Here is a 23,081-nt window from a genome sequence, read left to right on the forward strand (position 1 = left end):
GATGATTACCGAAACCATAAAAAAATTCGTCGGCCGCCTGTTCGCGCCCGCTAATCGCGGACCGCTGCGCATCGCCCGCGACAAGCACGGCATCGACCGCCGCAACGTCTCGCGCCATGCCATCAAGGTCTGCGAGGTGCTGCGCCAGCACGGCTATGACGCGTATATCGTCGGCGGCGCCGTGCGCGACCTGATCGTCGGGCTGGAGCCCAAGGACTTCGACGTGGCCACCAACGCCACGCCCGAGCAGATCCGCCCGCTGTTCCGCCGCGCCCGCATCATCGGCCGCCGCTTCCAGCTGGTGCACGTGGTGTTCGGCCAGGAGATCATCGAGACCTCCACCTTCCGCGCTCCCGCCTCGGAAGACCAGGAAACCGACGAGCATGGCCGCATCCTGCGCGACAACGTGTTCGGCTCGCAGGCCGAGGACGCGGCGCGCCGCGACTTCACCATGAACGCGCTCTACTACGATCCGCACACCGAGGAAGTCATCGACTACCACCACGGCGTGTCCGACCTGAAGAAGCGCCAGATCCGCATGATCGGCGACCCGGCCAAGCGCTACCGCGAAGACCCGGTGCGCATGCTGCGCGCGGTGCGCTTCGCCGCCAAGCTCAACGGCACCATCGACCCGGCCACGCGCCAGCCCATCGGCACCATGGCGGACCTGATCGAGAACGTGCCGGCCTCGCGCCTGTTCGACGAAATGCTCAAGCTGCTGACCTGCGGCCATGCCATGGACTGCCTGCGCCAGCTGCGCGCCGACGGCCTGCACAAGGGCCTGCTGCCGCTGCTGGACGTGGTGCTGGAACAGCCCGGCGGCGAACACTTCGTGGAGCTGGCGCTGGAGCGCACCGACGCCCGCGTGCGCGCCGGCAAGACCATCAGCCCCAGCTTCCTGTTCGCCGCGCTGTTGTGGCAACAGGTCGAGGTGCGCTGGAAGCAGCTGCGCGCCCAGGGCGAGCACACTATCCCGGCGCTGTCGCAAGCCGCCGACTCGGTGCTCGACGAGCAGACCGAAAAGCTGGCCATCCAGCGCCGCTTCTCGTCGGACATGCGCGAGATCTGGTTCATGCAGCCGCGCTTCGAGCGCCGCATGGGCAAGACCATCTACCGCATGATCGAGCAGCCGCGCTTCCGCGCCGCCTGCGATTTCCTGCAGCTGCGCGCCGCCGCCGGCGAATTCGACAGCGTGCTGGCGCAATGGTGGATGGACCTGGCCAATGCCGACGACGACCTGCGCGGCGAGATGATCGAGGAAGTGTCGCGCCTGCCGCGCGATCCCGCCGATGCCCCGGCACCGACCTCGGCCAACCGTCGCCGCCGCCGTCCCCGCCGCTCGCCGCGCGGCGGCTCGGCGTCGGAGTAAGCGATGAGCGCGGATCGCGTGCGCGCCTATATCGCGCTGGGTGCCAACCTGGGCGACAGCGCGGCCACCCTCAAGACGGTGCTGGACGAACTGCGCCAGACGCCCGGCATCGCCGCCGTGACCGCCTCGCGCTTCTACCGCACCGCTCCGGTCGAGGCCACCGGCCCCGACTTCGTCAACGCCGCCGCGGCGCTGGACACCACGCTGACGCCGCTGGAACTACTGGACGCGCTGCAGGCCCTGGAACTGCGCCACGGCCGCGAGCGCCCCTACAAGAACGCGCCGCGCACGCTGGACCTGGACATGCTGCTCCACGGCGACCAGTCCCTCGAAGACCCGCGCCTGGTCCTGCCGCATCCCCGCATGCATCTGCGCGCTTTCGTGCTGCGTCCGCTGCTGGACCTGTTCCCCGACTTGCGCGTCGCCGGCCGCCCGGCCGCCGACTGGCTGGCCGACATCCACGACCAGCCCATCTCCCCGCTGTAAAGGCGCCGCGAGGCAGCCGCCTCCCCGTCCCGACATCCAGGCCAGGCACAACGCCCGGCCCCACACCGGCCTCCCCGAATCGAGGCCGCACGGTGCCGGCTCGGCCGGCCCGTAGCGGCGCCCCGTTGTAGCGGGAGGCGCGCAGCGCTCGGGGGGACCCTCTATTTGAATTCCATCATCGCGCGTTCAACATCTTCCACGCCGGGCAGCCCCGCCTCGTTGCCCAGATGCTGGATCTTGTGCGCCGACGCCGCGCGGGCAAACGTGAAGTGCTCCGACCACGGCAGTTCCGGACGATTCAGGTACGACCAGACATAGGCGCCGTGAAACACGTCGCCCGCGCCCGAGGTGTCCACGATGCGTTCGGCCGGCACATCCAGTGAAGCCAGTTCGCGGATCTTGCCGTCCTCGCCATACCAGAGCATGCCGCGCTCGCCCAGCGTGACCGCGCCCACGCGGCAACCCCGGGCCTGCAGGAATTCCAGCAGGCCTTCCGGCGGCAACCCCATCTGCTCGCACATGCGCTCGGCGCATACGGCCACGTCGATGTAGCGCAACAACTCGTCGGTGTTCTCGCGCACGCCGCCGCCGTCCAGCGAGGTCAGGATGCCGGCCTGGCGGAAGGCGCGCGCGTAATGCAGCGCCGCGTCAGGCTGATGGCCGTCCAGGTGCAACGCGCGGTAGCCGCTGATGTCCAGGCGGGGGAAATCGTTCAGGTAATCGGCATCGCGGGCGCGCACGATGGCGCGCTTGCCATGGTTCGGCATGATGCAGGACAGCGAGGACCGGCGCACCTGGCGCGTGTGCAGCGCCACGCCGTGGGCCGCCGCCATGTCGGCATACATGTGGCCCAGCCAGTCCGGCGCCATGGAGCAGATCAGATCGGGCGCGGAGCCCAGCTTGGCGCAGGCGAAAGCCGCCGTCACGGCATTGCCGCCGAAGGACACCGCGTAGTCGCTGGCCACGCTCTTCTCGTCCCCGGTCGGCCAGTGATCGGCCAACAGGGTGACGTCGATGTAGGTATGTCCGATGAATAGGGACGTGCAGCTCATGTTCCTGCCTTGTAGGTCGCGCCGCCACGAGGCGGCGATCGCGTTGCAAAGGGATGATGGTCGTGGCCGGGAACCGCCGCGCGGATGCTGGCAGCCCTTGCCAGAGCCGCACCATGCTACGCCATTCCCCGCGCCCACGCCGCCGCGATACCGCGCCGGCATGATGCAAGTCTGGAACCGGCGGAATCGGGCATCGCTTTCGGGCGCTTTCATTAATACTCAATATGAGTATAATTTTCCCGAACCCATTCCGGAACCGGAGACAGCCATGTCCATCAAGTCCGTCGCGTTCGATCACCCTGCTTCCGCCGGCGCCTGTGGCGTCGGCCAGGCCTGGGCCCGCGTGCCCGCGCCGCAGAGCCCCGAGCAGCAACGCCAGGCCGCCGACCGGCTGCGCGTCCTGCTGCGCGAGCGCGACGCGGTCATGATCGCCCACTACTACGTGGACGGCCCGCTGCAGGACCTGGCTCGCGAAACCGGCGGCTGCGTCGGCGACTCGCTGGAAATGGCGCGCTTCGGCGCCAGCCATCCCGCGTCCACCCTGGTGGTGGCCGGCGTGCGCTTCATGGGCGAGACGGCCAAGATCCTCAGCCCGCACAAGCGCGTGCTGATGCCGGACGGCGAGGCCACGTGCTCGCTGGACCTGGGCTGTCCCGCCGACGCGTTCAGCCGCCATTGCGACGCCCATCCCGACCGCACCGTGGTGGTCTACGCCAACACCAGCGCCGCGGTGAAGGCGCGGGCCGACTGGGTCGTGACGTCCTCGGTCGGACAGGACATCGTGGCGCACCTGCACGCCCGAGGCGAAAAGATCCTATGGGCGCCCGACCGCCACCTGGGCGCCTACATCCAGGCGCGGACCGGCGCCGACATGCTGCTGTGGCACGGCTCCTGCGTGGTGCATGACGAATTCAAGGCCGACGAACTGGCCGCGCTGTCGCGCGAGCATCCGCAAGCAGCCATCCTGGTCCATCCCGAATCGCCGGCCGGCGTCGCCGCGCTGGCCGACGTGGTCGGCTCCACGACGCAGTTGATCGCCGCCGCCGGCAGGCTCGACACCGACACCTTCATCGTCGCCACCGATCAGGGCATCCTCCACGACATGCGGCAGCGCCATCCGGGCAAGACCTTCCTGGCCGCGCCCACCGCCGGCCATGGCGCGACCTGCAAGAGCTGCGCGCTGTGTCCCTGGATGGCGATGAATGCGCTGGACGGCGTGGAACAGGCCCTGGCCTCGGGCCGAGGCGAGATCGAGCTGGATCCGGCCATCGCGCTGGCCGCGCGCCGGCCCATCGAACGCATGCTGGATTTCGCCGCCGCTGCTCGCCAGCCGGTGCGCAGCAGCGGCGACTTCGCGCGCGACGGCGCGCTGTACCGCCACTTCGGCCCGGCCTGAGGACACCTCCATGCATCCGGAATCGACAGACGTGCTCGTCATCGGCGCCGGCCTGGCCGGCATGGCCACGGCCCTGTCGCTGCCGCCGCATCTGCGCGTGACCATGCTGAGCAAGGGGCCCGCCGACGATTGCGCCAGCGCCTGGGCGCAAGGCGGCATCGCGGCGGCGCAGGCGCCGGACGACAGCATCGAGGCGCACGTCCAGGACACGCTGATCGCCGGCGCCGGGCTGTGCGACGCCGACGCCGTGCGCCGCATCCTTGCGCAAGGCCCCGCGGCGATCGACTGGCTGCTCGGGCTCGGCGTGCCCTTCACGCTGGACGAGGATGGCCGCTCGCTGCACCTGACGCGCGAGGGCGGCCACGGCGCGCGCCGCATCGCCCACGCGGCCGACGCCACCGGGCGGGCCGTGCACGCCGCGCTGCTGCGGCAATGCCGCGCGCGGCCCAACATCAGGCTGATCGAACATGCGGCCGCGCTGGACCTGCTGCTGGCCGAATCCGCCGATGCCGGCGCGCCCCGGCGCTGTCTCGGCGCGCGGGTGCGCGTCGGCGACGGCGCCATCATCCCCTGGGAGGCTGGCCATACGGTGCTGGCGACGGGCGGACTGGGCCAGGTCTATGCCCAGACCACCAACCCCGATGCCGCGACCGGCGACGGCGTGGCCATGGCCTGGCGCGCGGGCTGCCAGGTGGCGGACATGGAGTTCGTGCAGTTCCATCCCACAGCGCTACAGGTGGATGGCCGCGCGGCCGGCCTGGTAACCGAGGCGCTGCGCGGCGAAGGCGCGGTGTTGCGCCTGCCGGGCGGCGAACGCTTCATGCCCGCGCACGACTCCCGCGCGGAACTGGCGCCTCGCGACATCGTCGCGCGCGCGATCTGGGCCGAAATGTCGCGCGGCGATCTGCCCTATGTGCACCTGGACATCTCGCACCGGCCGCGCGCCTGGCTGGACCGGCACTTCCCCGCCGTGACGGCGCTGTGCGCCGCGCACGGCATCGATATCGCCACGCAGCCCATGCCGGTCGCGCCCTGCGCGCACTATGCCTGCGGCGGCGTCCGCGCGGACGTGGACGGCGCCACCGGCATCGCCGGCTTGCGAGCCGTGGGCGAAGTCGCGCGCACCGGCCTGCATGGCGCCAACCGGCTGGCCAGCAATTCACTGCTGGAATGCGTGGTGATGGGACGGGCGGCCGCAAGGGCCATCGCCGCATCGGGCGACGCAACCAATGCTGGAGTCCTGGCGGCGCCGTCAACGCCACGCAGGGCAGCGCAGGCGTCAACGCTCTCGCGTCCTGCCGCGCGGCCCGCTCCGGACGCGCCCCGCGCCCCCGACACGATCCGCGCGGCGCTACGGCGCCTGATGCAGCGGGAAGCGGGCATCGTGCGCAGCGATCAGGGGCTGGCCGGCGCGGCGGAACAGATCGCGACATGGCGTCGAGAACTGCCGCCAGACGCGGATCCTGCCAAGGACGCCCGCTGGCAGGCGCTGCGCAACCAGCTGGATGTGTGCGACCTGATCGTCGCCGCCGCGGCGCGGCGACGCGAGAGCCGGGGCGCGCACGCCAGCAGCGACTGGCCCGCGCCCGGCAACGCGCCGGGCAGCCCGTAACCAGTGTGGCACGGCCACGCAACCGGCCAATCATCTCTACAGGCCCGGCCTCCGGCCGGGGCCGCGATGCCGACAAGCGCTAAACCGACTCGCCCGCTTGCGCCAGCACCTGCCTGGCCCGCGCGATGACCGGCGCGTCCACCATGCGTCCGTCCAGCATGAACGCGCCCGGCCCGCCGTCGCGATGCGCGGCAAGCACGCGCCTCGCCCAGTCCAGCTCGGCGGCGGCCGGCGCGAAAACGCCGTGGATCACCGGCACCTGGGCCGGATGGATGCAAAGCATGCCGCCAAAGCCCATCTGCTGCGCCCTGGACGCGGCGCGTGCCAGGCCGGCGGTGTCCTGCACGCCGGGAAACACCCCGTCCAGCGCCGGCGGCAACCCGGCCGCGCGGGTCTGCAGCAGCACCTGGATGCGGGCATGGTCAAGCACGATCTCGGCGCCCGGCGTATCCGGCGCCAGCCCCAGGTCCAGGGCGTAGTCCAGGCCGCCGTAGGCCAGCCGCGCCACGCCGGGCGTGCCCGCGACCTCGGCGGCGTTGAGCACGCCGCGCGCGGTCTCGATGATGGGGATGACCGGCAATCCGGCCTGGGCCACGTGACGCGCCTGCGCCAGGCTCTCGGCCTTGGGCAGCAAGATGGCGGTCACGCCGGCCTTGCCGCGCAGCGCCTTGAGATCGTCCTCGTGCCAGGGCGTGGAGGCGTCGTTGATGCGCACCCACAGGCGCGCCTGCGGATGCGTGCCCAGGAAGTCGCACAGTGCTTCGCGCGCGCTGTCCTTGGCCAGGTGCTCGACGGCATCTTCCAGGTCCACGATCACGGCGTCCGCGCCGCTGGCCAGCGCCTTGGGGATGCGTTCGGGCCGGGAAGCCGGCACGAACAGCGCGGTACGAACGATGGGATGGCTCATACGACCTCCGCGGCGTGCAGTCGCGCCACCTCGTCGGGCGCGTACCCCAATGATGCTAGCACCGCGTCGGTGTTTTCGCCCACGGCCGGCACGGGATCCATGCGCGGCGCGTAGGCGCTGTTACTGGCGGGCGGCAGCAGCGCCGGCAGCGCCCCGGCCGGGCTGGCGACCTCGCGCCAGCGCTGGCGCGCCTGCAGCTGCGGATGCGCCCAGACGCCGGCCATGTCGTTGACGCGGGCGTTGGCGATCTGTGCGTCCTCCAGCCGCTGCGTGACCTGACCGATGTCCAGGCCGGCGAAGGCGTCGACGATCAGCGTGCGCAGCGCCTCGCGATTGGCGGTGCGCTGCGAGTTCGACAGGAAGCGCGGATCCTCGGCCAGTTCGGCCTGGCGCAGCACCTGGGCGCAGAACACGCGCCACTCGCGCTCGTTCTGCAGCCCCAGCATGATGGTGGCCCCGCCGCCCACGGGAAACGGCCCGTAGGGATAGATGGTGGCGTGGGCCGCGCCCGCGCGCAGCGGCGGCGGCGCGCCGTCGAAGGCGTAGTACATGGGATAGCCCATCCACTCGACCATGCTTTCCAGCATGGACACGTCGATGCGGCTGCCCTCGCCGGTCCTGCCGCGCAGCAGCAGCGCGTTCAGGATGGCCGAATAGGCATACATGCCAGCGGCGATGTCGGCGATGGAACAACCGGCCTTGGACGGGCCGTCGGCCGTGCCGGTGACGGACACGAAACCGCTCTCGCTCTGGATCAGCAGGTCGTAGGCCTTCTTGTCCTGGTACGGGCCGCCTTCGCCATAGCCGGAGATATCGCAGACGATCAGGCGCGGGTACTTCGCATGCAGCGCCTCGAACGACAGCCCCAGCCGCGCGGCCGCGCCCGGCGCCAGGTTCTGCACCAGCACGTCGGCGCCGGCCAGCAGGCGTTCCATCACGTCGCCGGCCTCGTCGCGCTTGAGATCCAGCGTCAGGCTTTCCTTGGAGCGGTTGGTCCAGACGAAGTGCGAGGACAGGCCGCGCACGCGCTCGTCATAGCCGCGCGCGAAATCACCCGCGCCGGGGCGCTCGATCTTGATGACGCGCGCGCCCATGTCGGCCAGCTGACGGGTGCAGAACGGCGCGGCGATGGCGTGTTCCAGGCTGACGACGGTGATGCCGTCCAGCGGGCGGGGGGCGGGCGCGCTCATGCCTCGAACCTCAGTTCGGCCTGGTGCGCCAGGGTGCCGTCCTGCTCGGCCCACAGCCGCGCCAGGCCCGGGCCGTCCAGCCGGCCGGCGACGTGAAAGGGCGTGGGCGAGATCAACGGCCGCAGGCCGCGATACGACAGATGCTTCAGCCTGGCCTGGGGATGGGCGCGGACAAAGGCGGCGACCATCTCGGTGGCGATCAGCGGCCCGTGCACCACCAGGCCGGGATAGCCCTCGACAGTGGTGACATACGGATGATCGTAGTGGATGCGGTGACCATTGAAGGTCACGGCTGAATAACGGAACAGCAGCACGGAAGTCGGCTCGACCCGGTCGCGCCACTGCGCCTCGGGCGCAGGCTCGGACCCGGACAGCTTGGGCGGCGTGGGCTGGCGGTAGACGATGTCCTGTTCCTCCAGGATCGCGGCCTCGCCGTCCTGGCGGTATTCGTGGCGCACGGTCACGAACAGCAGCGCACCGGTGCGGCCGGTCTTTTCCTTGACGTCGGCCACGGTGGACAGGCGCTCGGCCGGCACGCCGACTCTGAGCGGCCGGACGAATTCGACCCGGCCGCCGGCCCACATGCGGTTGCGGTCATGCGCGGGCGGCAGGAAACCGCCGCGCGAGGGATGGCCATCCGTCCCCAGCCCATCCTGGCTCACGGCGCTGATGAAGAAGGCCCATTGCCACAGCGGCGGCAACGCGTCGCCGTGTGCCAGCGCCGGCCCGCCCAGGGCGGCGGCGATGCGCGCGGCATGGCCGGGATCGAGCGCGTCGGCCAGGCGCTCGCTGCTGCCGATCCAGGCGGCGGGGTCGTTGGAGGTCATGCCGGTATCCTTGGTCGAGGGTTGCATGGCATGAGCATGCCTGGAATGCGCGCTCCCTGTGAATTCATTTTTGCTCAAGCCCGCCTTTAGGGGCACCACCCCCGAGCGCTGCGCGCTCCCCCTCAAGGGGGCGCAGCCGCGGACCGGCAAAGCCGGCTCCGCGCTGCCCCGCTCGGGACCGTCTCCGCCAGACAGATTCCGAGGCTCGCACGGCTGGCGCGTCGCGCCACGGATCACTAATATGGCGCATGCACTTCGATCTGCCCGACCTCCGTCTGTTCATCCACATCGCCGAATCCCCCAGCCTGACGCAGGCGGCCAAGCGCGCCCATCTGTCGCTGGCCGCGGTCAGCGTGCGCATCAAGGCGCTGGAGAACCAGCTCAATACCCGCCTGCTCTACCGCGACAGCCGGGGCGTGGAGATCACGCCCGCCGGCCAGCGCCTGCTGCAGCATGCGCGCGTGATCCTGCGCCAGGTGGACCACCTGAAGCACGACTTCCAGGAACAGGCCGACGGCGACGCCGGCCATATCCGCATCTTCGCCAACACCACGGCGGTCACCGAGTTCATGCCCGACCTGCTGGCCCGCTACCTGGCCGGGCATCCGGGCGTGACCGTGGACCTGCAGGAGCGGCTCACGCGCGACATCGTGCGCGGCGTGCGCGACGGCACCACCGACCTGGGCATCGTGGCCGGCCCGGTGGACGCGCCTGAATTGCAGGCCATCCATTTCAGCACCGACCGCCTGGTGCTGGTGACGCCCAACGGCCACCCCTTGCAGGACCGCGCCAAGGTCAAGCTGGCCGAGGCCGTCAGCTATCCCTTCATCACCATGCACGAAGGCTCCACGCTGGTGGCCTTCCTGCGCGAACAGCTGGAAATGACGGGCCAGCGCCTGCCCCAGCGCATCCAGCTCTACAGCTTCGATTCCATCTGCCGCATGGTGCAGGCGGGCGTCGGCGTGGGCGTGATCCCCGACTCGGCCGCGCGGCGCTATGGCGCCAGCCAGGGCCTGCGCGTGGTCGAGCTGGACGAACCCTGGGTGGTGCGCGAGCGCAAGCTGCTGCTGCGCGACATCGACGCCCTGCCAGGCTGTGCGCGCGAACTGATCGCGCAGATACAGCAGGCGCGCGACGAGGCCGGCGACACGGCGCGGCCGGACGAAGCTGTGCGAGCTTCAGCCAAACCGCGCGCTGCCGCCAGGACGCCGGCGGCAAGGACTCCGGCAGCAAAGACGCAGGCTGCCGAGACGCAGGCGGCAGAGACTCAGGCAGCCAGGCCGCAAGCGGCAAGATCCCCCCGCAGCGCGAAGGCCCCGCTCAAGTCCCGGTGAACGCCGGCGGACGCTTTTCGGCGAAGGCGCGCATGCCTTCCAGGTAGTCGTCGGTGTATCCCAGCTCGCGCTGCAACCGGGTTTCCAGGTCGAACTGCTGCGCCAGCGTATTGCCGCTAGACGCGTGCAACGCCTGCTTGGCCGCCGCGTAGGCGCGCGTCGGCCCCGCCGCCAGCGTGGCTTCGATCTCGGCCAGCGTCGCTGCCAGCGCCTCGTCGGGCACCGCGCGCCAGATCAGGCCCCAGGCCTCAGCCTGCCGCGCGCTGACGGACTCGCCGAACAACGCCGCGCCCATCGCGCGGGCGGAGCCGACCAATCGCGGCAGGAACCAGGTGCCGCCCGCGTCGGGCAACAGGCCGATCTTACTGAAGGCCTGCACGAAGCGGGCCGATTCCACCGCGTAGATCACGTCGCAGGCCAGCGCCAGGCTGGCGCCCGCTCCGGCGGCCACGCCGTTGAGCACGCACACCACCGGCACCGGCAACGCGCGCAGCCGCAGGATCAGCGGCCGGTAGCGCGTCTCCAGCCCCACGCTCAGGTCGCGACGCTCGCCGGCAGCGGGCGGCTTGCGTTCGGAGAGGTCCTGGCCGGCGCAAAAGCCCCGGCCCGCGCCGGTCACGATCAATCCGCGCAGGCCCTCGCAGGCCTCCAGCGTGTCCAGCGCGCGGGCCAGTTCGGCATGCATGGCCTCGGTGAAGCTGTTCAGCCGCTCGGGCCGGTTCAGCGTGATGCGGCCCACGCACCGGCGCAACGAAAAACGGATCTGCGCATATCCGGCCTCGCCGTTGCCAACGTCCGCCACATCGTTCATGTTCCCTCCTCCTCCCGCGCCAGCGCTTCCAGCACCGCCAGCTGCTCGGCGCTATCGCCCAGCAGCTGGTCGGCGACGGTCAGCCGCTTGAAGTAGTCGCCCACCTCCAGCTCGTCGGTCATGCCCATGCCGCCATGCAGCTGCACCGCCGCCTGCGCCAGCTGCCGGCCGGCGCGCGCCGTTTGCAGCTTGGCCGACGCCAGCATGCGGCGGCGCTGTAGCGGGTCGTCCTCGGTCAACGCGGCCGCCGCCACATAGGCCATGGACAGCGCCAGCTCCTTGGCCACGTACATCTCGGCGACGCGATGCTGCAGCGCCTGGAAGCTTGCCAAGGGCTGGCCGAACTGCTTGCGGGTCTTGAGATAGTCGACGGTGATCTCCAGCAGGCGCTCCATCGCCCCGGCCGCATGCGCGCACAGCGCGGCCGTGCCCCAATGCAGGGACTCGGCCAGCGCCTGTCGCGCCGGCTCGCCCTGCGCCAATAGCGCTTCCGCGTCCAGCCGGACGCCGTCGAAGTCCAGCCGCGCGCAACGCGCGCCGTCCAGCGTGGGCGTGTCGGTCACGCGCGCGCCGGCGATACCCGCCGGCACGGCCAGGAGCAGCGGCGCGCCATCCTCGCCACGCGCGCAGACCAGCCAGACGGCGGCGGCCGCGCCGTGCCAGACCAGATGCTTGGCGCCGTCCAGCCGCCAGCCCAGGCCGTCGCGCGACGCGCGGCAATTCGCGGGATCGGGGTCATAGCGCCGGCCCGGCTCCTGCCAGGCCACGCTGGCGATGCACTCGCCCGAGGCGATGCCCGGCAGCCAGCGCCGGCGCGCGCCCTCGCCGCAAGCCGCCACCAGGGCCGCGCCCATCACGGCGCTGGGAATGACCGGCTCGGACACCAGTCCGCGCCCCAGTTCAAGATGCACCGGCAGCAGGCTGGCTGGCGGCTCGCCGAAACCGCCGCAATCCTCGGCGATGTTCAGGCCCAGCACGCCAAGCCCGGCCAACGCGTCCCACGCCCCTGCGTCCAGCGCGCCCGCCTCCTGGCGCTTGCGGCGCAATGCCTGTGTCCAGTCCTGCGCCACCAGTCGACGCAGGCTGTCGGCCAGCATGCGCTGTTCTTCGGTATAGATGAAATCCATGCGTGGTTTTCCTTGTGGGAGGGGGGCGACGGGCTGCCCGCGACGGGCTGCCGTTGACGAGCATCCGGCGACCGGCATCCGGATGTCACAGCCCCAGCGCGTGGCGCGCGATGATGCCCTTCTGCACTTCCGTGGTGCCGCCGTAGATCGAGGTCTTGCGCATGTCGGCGTAGCCCGCGCCGGCGGCGGCCGCCATCTCCGGCCCCGGCCCGTGCCAGTCCGCGCCCGCCAGCATCCAGTCCGGGTCGTAGGGCCAGCAGTCCGGGCCGGCCACCTCCATCTGCAGCATGGCCAGGTCCTGCTGGATTTCGGAGCCGCGTATCTTCAGCACCGACGCCTCGGCGCCCGGCGCGCCGCCGTCGCCGGCGGCCACGCGCAGCAGCAGCATCTCCAGCGCCATGATGTCGGCCTCGATGCGCGAGATGCGGTCGCGCATGCGGCTGTCCTGCAGCAACGGACGGCCCCGGGAAACCGCCTGCCCCGCCATGCGCTTCAGGATGCCTAGTTCGCGGTGGCAATGCCCGAGCCCGGCGATGCCGGTGCGCTCGTGGCCGAGCAGGTACTTGGCGTAGGTCCAGCCCTGGTTCTCTTCCCCCACCAGATTGGAGGCCGGCACGCGCACGTTTTCCAGCCAGACTTCGTTGACGTCGCAGCCGCCGTCCAGCGTGCGGATCGGGCGCACGCTGACGCCCGGCGCGCGCATGTCCAGCAGCAGCATGGAAATGCCGCGCTGGGCGCGCGCCCCGGGATCGGTCCGGACCAGGCAGAACATGCGGTCGGCGTATTGCGCCAGCGTGGTCCAGGTCTTCTGGCCGTTGACCACGTATTCGCCGCCGTCGCGTTCGGCGCGGGTCGAGAGCGAGGCCAGGTCCGAACCCGAGCCCGGCTCCGAATAGCCCTGGCACCACCAGTCCTGCACGCGGATGATGCGCGGCAGCAGCTCGGCCTGCTGCGCGGCGCTGCCGTACTTCATCAGCACGGGTCCGATCATGGACAGGCCGAAAGGCAGCAGCCTCGGCGCGCCCGCCTTGAAGCACTCGACCTCGAAGATCAGCCGTTGCAGCGCGTTCCAGCCGGTGCCGCCGTGCTCGACGGGCCAGGTGGGCGCGCCCCAGCCCCGGTCGGCCAGGACCAGGTGCCAGCACACGTAGTCGTCGCGTTCCAGCCGCTGATGGCGCAGCACCTTGTCGCGGATATCCGGCGGCAGGCTGGCGGCGGCGAAGGCCGCGACCTCCTCGCGGAAGCGGCGCAGCTCGGGCGTCCAGGTCAGGTTCATGTCTGTCTCCTTTTCCGGTATCTAGCCACGCGCGCTGGCGACCCGGCAATCTGCCTCTGCCGAAGACCGCCTTCCGCGCAGGCAGAGAGGGTCGCCCTACGGACGCGCAAAAGCCCTGCTTCAGCAATGAAGAATGGCCGAAGCGCGCCACGCTGCGGACACTAGCGGCCATGTCCAACGCTCTCGTCCCGACCTCATGACCGCCATCGACAGCCCGCCCGCCAACTGCGGCGCCGACGCCCTCCACCGCCGGGCGCTGGACCGGGGCATCTTCCTCATCCAGCGCTGCGACGGCTGCGAACGGGCCGTGTTCCATCCCCGCATGATCTGCCCCCATTGCGGCGCCGACCGCCTGTCCTGGTTCGAGCCGGACGGCGCCGGCGTGGTCTATTCGACCACCGTGGTGCGGCGCAAGCCCGAAGCCGGCGGCGACTACAACGTCGCGCTGGTCGACCTGAAGGAAGGCGTGCGGCTGATGAGCCGCGTCGAGGGCGTGCCACCGGAGGCGGTACGCATCGGCATGTCCGTGCGCGCCCGGATTGCGTCCGAGAACGGCCAGGGCCTGCTGGTGTTCGCGCCGCAACAGGAGGCCACATGAAACTGCACGATCTGCGAGGCGCGGTGGCCGTGGCCGGCGTGGGCCACGCCGGCCTGGGACAGGCCCAGGGCTATACCGAAATGGAAATCCTGGTGCAGGCGGCGCAGCGCGCCGTGGCCGATGCCGGCCTGTCCATGCGCGATATCGACGGCATCTGCACCGCCAGCGTGGCCGCGCCGATGTGGGCCATGCCCGTGATCGAGCATCTGGGCATACGGCCCACCTTCATCGACAGCACCATGCTGGGCGGCTCCAGCTTCGTGGCCCATCTGCTGCCGGCGCTGCACGCGCTGGCCTCGGGCCAGTGCCAGGCGGTACTGGTCTGCTACGGCAGCACGCAGCGCACGTCGGCGCTATCGCGCGCGGAGATCGGCCGGGTGCGCAGGCAGTTCGATCCGCAACCCTACGAGACGCCCTACGAGCCGCTGAGCCCGCTGTCGTCCTACGCGCTGGCGGCTGCCCGCCACATGCACCAGTACGGCACGCGCCGCGAAGACCTGGCGCAGGTGGCGCTGGCCGCCAATCAATGGGCCCAGCTCAACCCCGAGGCCCAACTGCGCGAACCGGCCACGCTGGAACAGATCCTGTCCGCGCGCATGGTGTCCGATCCGCTCAGCGCGCGCGACTGCTGCCTGGTGACCGACGGCGCCGGCGCCTACGTGCTGGTGCGCGCCGAACGCGCGCGCGACCTGCCCCGGCCGCCGGTGTATGTGCTGGGCAACGCCACCTCGGTCTGGAATCGCCAGATCTCATCGATGGACGACCTGACCGTCACCGCCGCCACCGAGTCGGGCCGGCGCGCCTTCGAGATGGCCGGGCTGAAGCCCGCCGACATCGATGTGGTCGAGCTGTACGACGCCTTCACCATCAATACCCTGCTGTTCCTGGAAGACCTGGGATTCTGCGCCAAGGGCGAGGCGCGCGACTTCATCGCCGGCGGCGCCATCGCGCCGGGCGGCCGGCTGCCGGTCAACACCAACGGCGGCGGGCTGTGCTGCGTGCATCCCGGCATGTACGGCGTATTCATCATGATCGAGGCGGTGCGCCAGCTGCGCGGCGAATGCGGCGCGCGCCAGGTGTCCGGCGCCGCGCTGGCGCTGGTGCATGGCAACGGCGGCACGCTGTCCAGCCAATCCACCGCCATCCTCGGCACCCAGGCCACGCTTTGAACCCGCGACATTCCATGCCCCATTCCGACTCCCCCGACCGCATCCACGACATCCTAGCCCGGCAAGCACAGCGCCAGCCCGACGCCGTCTGCCTGTACGAGGAAGGCGGCGGCGTAGTCCGCTACGGCCAGCTGTGGCAGCGCGCACAGGAAGCCGCGGCTTGGCTGGCCGGCCAGGGCGTGACGCGCGGCGACCGCGTCATGCTGGTGGGCGAAAACTGCGCCGCCATGGTCGTGTCGCTGTTCGCCTGCAGCCTGGCCGGCGCCTGGCAGGTGGGCGTGAACGCGCGCCTGTCGGCGCGCGAAGTCGCCAGCATCCGCCAACACGCGCGGCCCCGGCTGACGCTGTATACCAGCGGCGTCTCGTCCGCCGCCCGCGACCACGCCGAAACCGCCGGCGCCACGCCCGTCGCACTGCCTGCCTGGGGCGTCGGCGTGGACGTCGGCCACGCATCCGAGCCGGCCGCGGCGGAAACCGGCGAGCTGGCCGACGCCGTTGCCACCCTGATCTACACCTCGGGCACCACCGGCGCGCCCAAGGGAGTGATGGTGCCGCACCGTGGCCTGCTGCATTTCGCGCGGATCTCGGCGGCATCGCGGCGGCTGACGCCCCATGACATCGGCTATGCCGCGCTGCCGTTGTCGCACATCTTCGGCATCGCCACGGTATTGATGGCCACGCTGCACGCCGGCGCCAGCCTGGTGGTCCGCAGCCGCTTCGATACCGAGGACGTGTACCGCGCGCTGCGCCAGCCCGGCCTCAGCATCCTGCAGGGCGTGCCCACGATGTTCAGCCGACTGCTGGCGTCCGCGCCGCCGCGCGGCGAGCTGCGCGCGCCGAACCTGCGATATCTCTATACCGGCGGCGCCGCGCTGGATCCCACGCTCAAGCGCGACGCCGAACGGTACTTCGGGCTGCCCATGCACCACGGCTACGGCATCACCGAATACGCCGGCTCCATGTTCATCACCGACATGGACAGGCCGCGCCAGGACTGCTCGTGCGGCTATGCGGTGGACGGCGTGGAATGGCGCATCGGCAGCCCGGACCGCGCCACGCCCGAACCGGGCGAGCGCGGCGCCATCCTGATCCGGGGGCCCGGCGTGATGCTGGGCTACTACCGCGATCCGGAGCAGACGGCGCGCGCGCTGTTGCCCGGCGGCTGGCTGGATACCGGCGATATCGGCTACGCGGACGCCGACGGCGCGCTGTTCATCGCGGGACGCACCAAGGATCTGATCATCCGTTCCGGCTTCAATGTGTATCCCATCGAGGTGGAATCGGTCATCAACGCCTTTCCGGGCGTGCGGCTGTCGGCGGTGGTCGGACGCCAGACCGAAGACCACAACGAGGAGGTCGTCGCCTTCGTCGAGCCGCTGCCCGGCGCCGCGCTGGACACCCGCCTGCTGATGCTGCACCTGCGCGCCCAGCTCGCGCCCTACAAGCGGCCCGCGCAGATCATTCCCATCGATGTCCTGCCCACCACAGTCAGCGGAAAAATCCTGAAGCAGCCGCTGAAAGACCGGCTGGCGTAGCCGCGGAGCCTGTTCCGCGGCGCGACCGGCCGGCGCACACAAGGAGACACAGCGTGAACCTCAAGACCCTGTTCGCCGCCGCGGCCACCGTCGCGGCCTTGGCCGCGACACCGGCCTGGAGCGCCTATCCCGACCGGCCCATCCGCCTGCTGGTGGGCTATGCCCCTGGCGGTCCCGTGGACACCACGGCGCGCGTCTTCGCCAAATACCTGGGCGACAAGCTGGGACAGCCCGTGATCGTGGAAAACCGCGCCGGCGCCAGCGGCATGATCGCCTCGGACGCCACCGCCAAGGCCACGCCCGACGGCTACGTGCTGGGCTTCGCCGCCAGCCCGACGCTGACCATGTCTCCGCTGGTCCAGCGCAGCACGCTGTTCGATCCGCGCAAGGACTTCTCGCTGGTCGGCCTGGTGGTGGACTATGCCAATGTGCTGCTGATCGGCCCGCAGGTGCCGGCCGCCAGCGTGCCGGAGCTGGTCGACTACGCGCGCAAGCATCCGGACGCGGTGTCGTTCGGCTCGGCCGGCATCGGCGCCTCGAACCACCTGTCGGCCGAGCTGTTGAAGAAGCAGGCCGACGCGCCCATGCTGCACGTGCCCTATCGCGGCAATTCTCCCGCCATGGTGGATGTGATCAGCGGCAAGATCACCTTCATGTTCGACATCACCAGCACCGCGATCCCCTTCATCAAGAGCGGCAAGGCGCGCGCGCTGGCCGTCACGTCTCGCACTCGCAATCCCGAGCTGCCCGACGTTCCCACGATGATCGAGGCCGGCCTGAAGGACTATGAGGTGGTGGGCTGGTATGCGCTGGTCGGCCCGAAGCAGCTGCCGGACCCGGTGCGCCAGCGGCTGACCGAGGCGCTGGCCCAGGTCTCGAGCGATTCCGCGTTCCGCCAGGCAATGACAGACGGCGGCTACACCATCAACGCCGGCGATTCGCGCGCCTTGCAGGAGCGCATCGACAAGGAATATGCCTTGTGGGCCGACGTGATACGCAGCGCCAACATCCAGGCCAACTGATGCGCGCTGCCCGTTCCTGAACCACCGCCGCGTCGCCCGGGCCGCGAGCCCCGTCCATGCTGGACGCGGCTCGCGGCGCATTCATTCCACGCGAATGTCCGCCTTGCGGATCACCTCGCGCCACTTTCCGATCTCGGCCGCGACGAAATCGCCGAACGCCCGCGGCGTGCCCGGTTTGGGCTCGGCGCCCGCGGCGATCATGCTGCTGGCGGTGGCGGGATCCGACAACACCTGTATCAGGTCCGCGTTCACCTTGGCGACGATGGCCGCCGGCGTGCCGCGCGGCGCCATCATGCCGCTCCACGAATAAGCCTCGTAGTCCGGCAAGCCGGATTCCGCGATGGTGGGCACGTCCGGCAGCAACGCCGAACGCTGCGGATTGCCCACGCCCAGCGCGCGCACCTTGCCTGCCTTGAGCTGCGGCACGGCCGAAGGCCCGTCGGCGAACATCAGCTGCACCTGCCCGCCCACCAGGTCCTGCATGGCGGGCGCGCTGCCGCGATACGGCACGTGCTGGATCCTGGTTCCGGCCATGGCGTTGAACAACTCGCCGGCCAGATGCGTGCCGCCGCCGGTGCCGGACGAACTGAACGACAGCTTGCCCGGATTGGCCTTGGCATAGGCGACCAGCTCGCCCACGCTGCGCACCGGCAGCGCAGGGTTCACCACGAGCACGATGGGAAACACCGCCGCCATGCCCACGGGCTCGAAATCCCGCTGGATGTCGTAGCTGAGGTTGTCGCGCAGGCTGGGCAGCACGGCGTGATGGATGGAGGCGAAGAAAAAACTGTAGCCATCGGGCTCCGCCTTCGCGGCGAACTGCGCGCCCACGATGCCGCCGGCGCCGGACTTGTTGTCCACCACCGTGGGCACAGACCAGAGCCGGCCCAGCGGCTGGGTGGCGAACCGTGCCGTGGCGTCCACCGGGCCGCCCGCGGGAAACGGCACGATGAAGGTGACGGCATGGCCGGGCCAGGCGGACGCGGCGCGGACGGCAGGGAATGCGGCGGCGGCGCAGGCGGCGCCCAGCCCCGCGACGACGCGGCGGCGTTGAGGATTGAACACGGCAATCTCCAGGATCTCGTTCTTGTCGCCGGATATCCAGCGCGGATTTATTATTTTCCGATCGGCGGAAATCTCCGCTACGCATTTCTGGAAGCCCCTCTTCGCGCACACGCGCAGTCCGGTCAACAGGCCGTTTCAGGCGCCGTCGAGAATCGGACCCACTTACACCCCACGCCCGCGCTACTGCGCCTGCGCCGCGCGCTGCAGGTGGCCGATGAAGCACTCGGCGAAGCTGGGCAGGTCGCGGCCGCGCTGACGGCACAGCAAGCGGTCGCGCAGCGCCCACGGATCGTCGAGCTTGAGCACGTGCAGCGCGCCCGGCCGGCTGTAGCGCGCGGCGCAGGCGCGCGGCACCACCGCGATGCCGGCGCCGGCCTCGACCATCCGGCATACCGCTTCGAAGCTGCCTACGTGGACGCGCTGGCAGATGCGCTTGCCCAGGCCGCTGGCGATGTCTTCCAGGAACGCCTGGATGGCGCTGTTGGGATGAATGCCGACGAACTGGTAGGCGTCGATCAGGTCGGCGAAATGCGCGGACTTCAGGCTGGCCAGCGGATGGTCCAGCGCGGCCACGACCGTGAGCTCGTCGCGGAACAGCGGCGTCACGTCCAGCCCCTCGACGTCGATGTTGCCGGCCACGATGCCCAGGTCGCCCGCGCCGGCGCGGATCGCGATCACGATATCGCCGGAGATCTTTTCCTCGAGCTCGACGTCCACGTCGGGATTCTCGGCCAGGAAAGTCGACAGCGCATCGGCCAGGAAGGAATTGGTGGCGGTCGTGTTGGCCAGCAGGCGCAGGCGGCCCTTCAGGCCGCTGGCGTAGGGCTGCAGGTCGGCGTTCAGGCATTCCAGTTGCCGGAAGACCGCATTGGCATGCTTGAGCAGCACTTCGCCCGCCGGCGTCAGCGCCACGCCGGTGGCCATGCGCACCAGCAGCCGGGCCTTGAACGCTTCTTCCATGTTCTTGACGCGCGCGCTGGCAGCGGGCAGCGACAGGAACGTGCGCTCTGCGGCGCGCGTCAGGTTGAGGGTTTCGCCCACGTTCACGAATAAACGCAGGTCGGTCAGGTCATGTCTCATGTTCCACCACGCGGAAGGGGGGCATCTCTAATTTTGAATTCTGTGTATGCCCGGCCGAATCTACCATGATGAAAACCCGCGAACCAGACTGGAAACCCGGGCTGGGATGCGGAACTGTTTTCCACAAATAGGGGAAGTCCAGTGAGCGGCATCGTGTCAGGCAAGGTGGTGGTGGTGACGGGCGCGGGCGGCGGCATCGGCCGCGAGATCGCGCTGGCGATGGCGCAGGCCGGCGCCAGGATCGTGGTCAACGACATCGGCGTCTCGCTCGCCGGCGAAGGCGGCGGCGACGGCCCGGCCCAGGCCGTGGCGCGCGAGATCGCGGCGGCCGGCGGACAGGCCGTGGCCAGCACCGACAGCGTGGCCGCCTACGACAGCGCCAGCCGCGTGGTGCGCGCCGCCGTCGACGCGTTCGGCCGCATCGACGCGGTGATCAACAATGCCGGCAACCTGCGCGACCGGGTGTTCCACAAGATGAGCGAGGACGAGTGGGCGCAGGTCATCGCGGTCCACCTGAACGGCTCGTTCTACATGAGCCGCGCGGCCGCGCCCTACTTCCGCGAGCAGGAATCCGGCGCCTTGGTGCACATGACGTCCACCTCGGGCCTGATCGGCAATTTCGGCCAGGCCAACTACGCGGCGGCCAAGCTCGGCGTGGTGGCGCTGTCCAAGTCCATCGCGCTGGACATGGCGCGCTACAACGTGCGCTCGAACTGCATCGCGCCCTTCGCCTGGAGCCGCATGACCAGCTCCATCCCCGCCGAGACCGACGACGAGAAGGCGCGCGTGGCAAAACTCAAGAAGATGGAGGCCGGCAAGGTCGCGCCGCTGGCGGTGTACCTGGCCAGCGACGCCGCTGCCGCCGTCAACGCGCAGGTCTTCGCCGTGCGCGCCAACGAGATCATGCTGATGAGCCAGCCCAGGCCGCTGCGCAGCGTGCACCACGGCGAGGGCTGGACGCCGGAACGCATCGGCGAGATCGCCATGCCCGCGATGCGCAAGCATTTCTATGCGCTGGAACGCTCGCCCGACGTGATCGACTGGGACCCCATCTGAGAGACGCCATGCCGCTGGACTACGCAACCGTGAAGGACTGGCGCTTCGACGAGGTGCGCCAGCGCTACGACGAGAAGGACGCCATGCTGTATGCCCTGGGCATCGGCCTGGGCCAGGACCCCGAGGACGAACGCCAGCTGCGCTATGTGTACGAGCGCGACTTGCTGGCCTTTCCCACCATGAGCGTGGTGCTGGGCTATCCCGGCTTCTGGGTCCGCGACCCGCGCGCCGGCATCGACTGGGTCAAGGTCGTGCACGGCGAGCAGCGCCTGGCCATGCACGCGCCGCTGCCGGCCTCCGGCGTGATCGTCGGCCGCAGCCGCAACACGCATGTGGTCGACAAGGGCGCGGACAAGGGCGCGCTGGTGATCACCGAGCGCACGCTGCACGACGAGGCCGGCGCCTGCCTGGCCACGCTGACGCAGACCACCTTCTGCCGGGGCGACGGCGGCTTCGGCGGCGGCGACGACGGCCCCGCTCCCCTGCCCGCCACGCCGCAAGGCGTGCCAGACCACCGCTGCGAACTGCGCATCGCGCCGCAGGCGGCGCTGCTCTACCGGCTCAACGCGGACCGCAATCCGCTGCACGCCGATCCCGAGGTGGCGCGGCGTGCGGGTTATCCGCGCCCCATCCTGCACGGGCTCTGCACTTACGGCGTCGCCGCGCACGCCATCGTCCGCGCCTGCTGCGGATACGACGCCTCGCGCCTGGCCAGCCTGAACGCGCGCTTCTCGGCGCCGGTCTATCCCGGCGAGACGCTGCAATGCGACATCTGGCGCCTGCCCGACGGCCAGCTCCGCTTCCTGGCGCGCGCGCTGGAGCGCGGCGTCGTGGTCATGAGCCATGGCACCGCCGAGGTGCGGGCATGAGCCGGCGCATGGATCCTGAAACACACGACGCGTCCGCCGGCGGCCAGGCCGCGCGCTGCGCGCCGTTGGACGGCATCCGCGTCCTGGACCTGTCGCGCATCCTGGCCGGCCCCTGGTGCACCCAGAACCTTGCCGACCTGGGCGCGGACGTGATCAAGATCGAGCGCCCGGCCACCGGCGACGACACGCGCGCCTGGGGACCGCCCTTCCTGAAGGACGGCCAGGGTCGCGACACCGAGGAATCGGCCTATTACCTGAGCGCCAACCGCAACAAGCGCTCGGTCGAGGCCGACATGGCAACGCCCGCGGGCGCCGCGCTGATCCGCGAGCTGGCCACGGCCAGCGACATCCTGGTCGAGAACTTCAAGGTGAGCGGCCTGGCCAAGTACGGGCTGGACTACGCCAGCCTGAAGGCGCTGAATCCACGCCTCATCTATTGCTCGATCACCGGCTTCGGCCAGGACGGTCCCTACGCCGCGAGGCCCGGCTACGACTTCATGATCCAGGGGCTGGGCGGACTGATGAGCATCACCGGCGAGCGCGACGACCTGCCCGGCGGCGGACCGCAGAAGGCCGGCGTGGCCGTCACCGACATCGTCACCGGCATGTACGCCACCGTGGCGATCCTGGCCGCGCTGCAGGAGCGCCAGCGCAGCGGCCTGGGCCAGCATCTGGATATCGCGCTGCTGGACAGCCACGTGGCGCTGCTGGCCAACCAGAACTCCAACTATTTCCACAGCGGCGTCGCGCCCAGGCGCGCGGGCAACGCGCACCAGAACGTGGTGCCCTACCAGGTGTTCGCCGCCCGCGACGGCCATCTGATCGTGGCCACCGGCAACGAATCGCAGTACCGCGCCTACTGCGCCGCCATCGGCGCGCCGGAACTGGGCGACGATCCGCGCTTTGCCACCAACCGCCTGCGCATCCGCAACCGGGACGAGCTGGTCGGGCTGCTGTCGGCCATCATGCTGCAGGGCCGGCGCGACGACTGGATCGACAAGCTGGAAGCGGCGGGCGTGCCTTGCGGTCCGATCAACGACATCGCCCAGGCCTTCGCGCATCCGCAGGCGGTGGCTCGGCAGCTGCGCCGCGACCTGCCGCATCCGGCGGGCGGCGTCGCGGCGGTCACCGCCAGCCCGCTGCGCTTCTCCGACACGCCGGTGGCCTACCGCCGCGCGCCGCCGCTGCTGGGCCAGCACACCGAGGAAGTGCTGCGCGAGGTGCTGGGCAAGTCCGTGGATGAGATCGCGGCCTTCAAGCAGGCGCTGGCCTCGCGCTGACCAAGCGACGCTGCGGAGCG

Annotated in this window: 20 protein-coding genes and 1 pseudogene; 12 read left to right on the forward strand and 9 right to left on the reverse strand. The window is 70.5% G+C overall.

Annotated elements, in window-relative coordinates:
• Window position 1: 1 nt before the first annotated feature.
• Window positions 2-1,369 (forward strand): polynucleotide adenylyltransferase PcnB, encoded by a 1,368-nt coding sequence (pcnB, locus tag KDH83_RS00965; RefSeq protein WP_212312211.1) that lies wholly within the window; start codon window positions 2-4, stop codon window positions 1,367-1,369.
• Window positions 1,370-1,372: 3 nt separating this feature from the next.
• On the forward strand, window positions 1,373-1,855 hold the full coding sequence (locus KDH83_RS00970) for a 2-amino-4-hydroxy-6-hydroxymethyldihydropteridine diphosphokinase (protein ID WP_212312214.1): 483 nt from the start codon (window positions 1,373-1,375) through the stop codon (window positions 1,853-1,855).
• A gap of 161 nt (window positions 1,856-2,016) precedes the next feature.
• Here KDH83_RS00970 and KDH83_RS00975 read toward each other — a convergent pair whose 3' ends face one another.
• Window positions 2,017-2,907 (reverse strand): sugar kinase, encoded by an 891-nt coding sequence (locus KDH83_RS00975; RefSeq protein WP_212312215.1) that lies wholly within the window; start codon window positions 2,905-2,907, stop codon window positions 2,017-2,019.
• A 268-nt stretch (window positions 2,908-3,175) separates the two neighbouring features.
• Here KDH83_RS00975 and nadA point away from each other — a divergent pair, with 268 nt between their 5' ends.
• Window positions 3,176-4,303: a quinolinate synthase NadA gene (gene nadA, locus KDH83_RS00980; RefSeq protein WP_212312216.1), complete on the forward strand. Its 1,128-nt coding sequence runs from the start codon at window positions 3,176-3,178 to the stop codon at window positions 4,301-4,303.
• Window positions 4,304-4,313: 10 nt separating this feature from the next.
• Window positions 4,314-5,915 carry an L-aspartate oxidase gene (gene nadB / locus KDH83_RS00985; protein ID WP_212312217.1) on the forward strand — a complete coding sequence of 534 codons (1,602 nt, stop codon included), beginning with the start codon at window positions 4,314-4,316 and terminating at the stop codon, window positions 5,913-5,915.
• A 79-nt stretch (window positions 5,916-5,994) separates the two neighbouring features.
• Here nadB and KDH83_RS00990 read toward each other — a convergent pair whose 3' ends face one another.
• The 3 genes from KDH83_RS00990 to KDH83_RS01000 are packed head-to-tail and all read right to left on the reverse strand — an operon-like array spanning window position 5,995 to window position 8,839.
• Window positions 5,995-6,822 (reverse strand): CoA ester lyase, encoded by an 828-nt coding sequence (locus KDH83_RS00990; RefSeq protein WP_212312218.1) that lies wholly within the window; start codon window positions 6,820-6,822, stop codon window positions 5,995-5,997.
• A complete protein-coding gene (locus tag KDH83_RS00995; protein ID WP_212312219.1) occupies window positions 6,819-8,012 on the reverse strand; it encodes a CaiB/BaiF CoA-transferase family protein in 1,194 nt (397 codons plus the stop codon). Before KDH83_RS00995 ends, KDH83_RS00990 begins: the two co-directional genes overlap by 4 nt.
• Entirely contained in the window at window positions 8,009-8,839 is an 831-nt protein-coding gene (locus tag KDH83_RS01000) for a MaoC family dehydratase N-terminal domain-containing protein (protein WP_212312220.1), read from the reverse strand. The genes KDH83_RS00995 and KDH83_RS01000 overlap by 4 nt, the downstream gene beginning before the upstream one ends.
• Before the next feature lie 248 nt (window positions 8,840-9,087).
• Here KDH83_RS01000 and KDH83_RS01005 point away from each other — a divergent pair.
• A pseudogene (locus KDH83_RS01005) lies at window positions 9,088-9,963 on the forward strand (LysR family transcriptional regulator); the annotation flags it as partial.
• A gap of 196 nt (window positions 9,964-10,159) precedes the next feature.
• On the opposite strand, the gene paaG reads toward KDH83_RS01005, so the two are convergent.
• The 3 genes from paaG to KDH83_RS01020 form a co-directional block, all read right to left on the reverse strand.
• Window positions 10,160-10,984, reverse strand: coding sequence for a 2-(1,2-epoxy-1,2-dihydrophenyl)acetyl-CoA isomerase PaaG (paaG, locus tag KDH83_RS01010; protein WP_212312221.1), 825 nt, complete (start codon window positions 10,982-10,984; stop codon window positions 10,160-10,162).
• A complete protein-coding gene (locus KDH83_RS01015; protein ID WP_212312223.1) occupies window positions 10,981-12,111 on the reverse strand; it encodes an acyl-CoA dehydrogenase in 1,131 nt (376 codons plus the stop codon). The genes paaG and KDH83_RS01015 overlap by 4 nt, the downstream gene beginning before the upstream one ends.
• Window positions 12,112-12,196: 85 nt before the next feature.
• Window positions 12,197-13,387, reverse strand: coding sequence for an acyl-CoA dehydrogenase family protein (locus KDH83_RS01020; RefSeq protein WP_212312225.1), 1,191 nt, complete (start codon window positions 13,385-13,387; stop codon window positions 12,197-12,199).
• Between the two features lie 196 nt (window positions 13,388-13,583).
• Between KDH83_RS01020 and KDH83_RS01025 the strand changes: the two genes are divergently transcribed.
• From KDH83_RS01025 to KDH83_RS01040, 4 genes are read left to right on the forward strand one after another with little or no spacing between them, the layout of a single operon-like run.
• Window positions 13,584-13,985, forward strand: coding sequence for an OB-fold domain-containing protein (locus KDH83_RS01025; protein WP_212312227.1), 402 nt, complete (start codon window positions 13,584-13,586; stop codon window positions 13,983-13,985).
• A complete protein-coding gene (locus KDH83_RS01030; protein WP_212312229.1) occupies window positions 13,982-15,154 on the forward strand; it encodes a thiolase in 1,173 nt (390 codons plus the stop codon). Before KDH83_RS01025 ends, KDH83_RS01030 begins: the two co-directional genes overlap by 4 nt.
• 14 nt (window positions 15,155-15,168) lie before the next feature.
• Window positions 15,169-16,689 carry a class I adenylate-forming enzyme family protein gene (locus tag KDH83_RS01035; RefSeq protein ID WP_212312231.1) on the forward strand — a complete coding sequence of 507 codons (1,521 nt, stop codon included), beginning with the start codon at window positions 15,169-15,171 and terminating at the stop codon, window positions 16,687-16,689.
• 53 nt (window positions 16,690-16,742) lie between these two features.
• Window positions 16,743-17,711, forward strand: coding sequence for a tripartite tricarboxylate transporter substrate binding protein (locus tag KDH83_RS01040; protein WP_212312232.1), 969 nt, complete (start codon window positions 16,743-16,745; stop codon window positions 17,709-17,711).
• A gap of 81 nt (window positions 17,712-17,792) precedes the next feature.
• Here KDH83_RS01040 and KDH83_RS01045 read toward each other — a convergent pair whose 3' ends face one another.
• Both KDH83_RS01045 and KDH83_RS01050 read right to left on the reverse strand, forming a co-directional pair.
• A complete protein-coding gene (locus tag KDH83_RS01045) occupies window positions 17,793-18,776 on the reverse strand; it encodes a tripartite tricarboxylate transporter substrate binding protein (protein ID WP_212312233.1) in 984 nt (327 codons plus the stop codon).
• Window positions 18,777-18,956: 180 nt separating this feature from the next.
• Window positions 18,957-19,856, reverse strand: coding sequence for a LysR family transcriptional regulator (locus KDH83_RS01050; protein ID WP_212312234.1), 900 nt, complete (start codon window positions 19,854-19,856; stop codon window positions 18,957-18,959).
• A 141-nt stretch (window positions 19,857-19,997) separates the two neighbouring features.
• Here KDH83_RS01050 and KDH83_RS01055 point away from each other — a divergent pair, with 141 nt between their 5' ends.
• The 3 genes from KDH83_RS01055 to KDH83_RS01065 are packed head-to-tail and all read left to right on the forward strand — an operon-like array spanning window position 19,998 to window position 23,061.
• Window positions 19,998-20,912, forward strand: a complete 915-nt coding sequence (locus tag KDH83_RS01055; protein ID WP_212312235.1) for an SDR family NAD(P)-dependent oxidoreductase — start codon at window positions 19,998-20,000, stop codon at window positions 20,910-20,912.
• Between the two features lie 8 nt (window positions 20,913-20,920).
• Window positions 20,921-21,781, forward strand: coding sequence for a MaoC/PaaZ C-terminal domain-containing protein (locus KDH83_RS01060; protein ID WP_212312236.1), 861 nt, complete (start codon window positions 20,921-20,923; stop codon window positions 21,779-21,781).
• An 8-nt stretch (window positions 21,782-21,789) separates the two neighbouring features.
• A complete protein-coding gene (locus KDH83_RS01065; RefSeq protein WP_212312237.1) occupies window positions 21,790-23,061 on the forward strand; it encodes a CaiB/BaiF CoA-transferase family protein in 1,272 nt (423 codons plus the stop codon).
• Window positions 23,062-23,081: the final 20 nt, after the last annotated feature.

It is taken from the genome of Achromobacter sp. Marseille-Q0513 (assembly GCF_018195695.1).
Classification (GTDB): domain Bacteria; phylum Pseudomonadota; class Gammaproteobacteria; order Burkholderiales; family Burkholderiaceae_B; genus Achromobacter.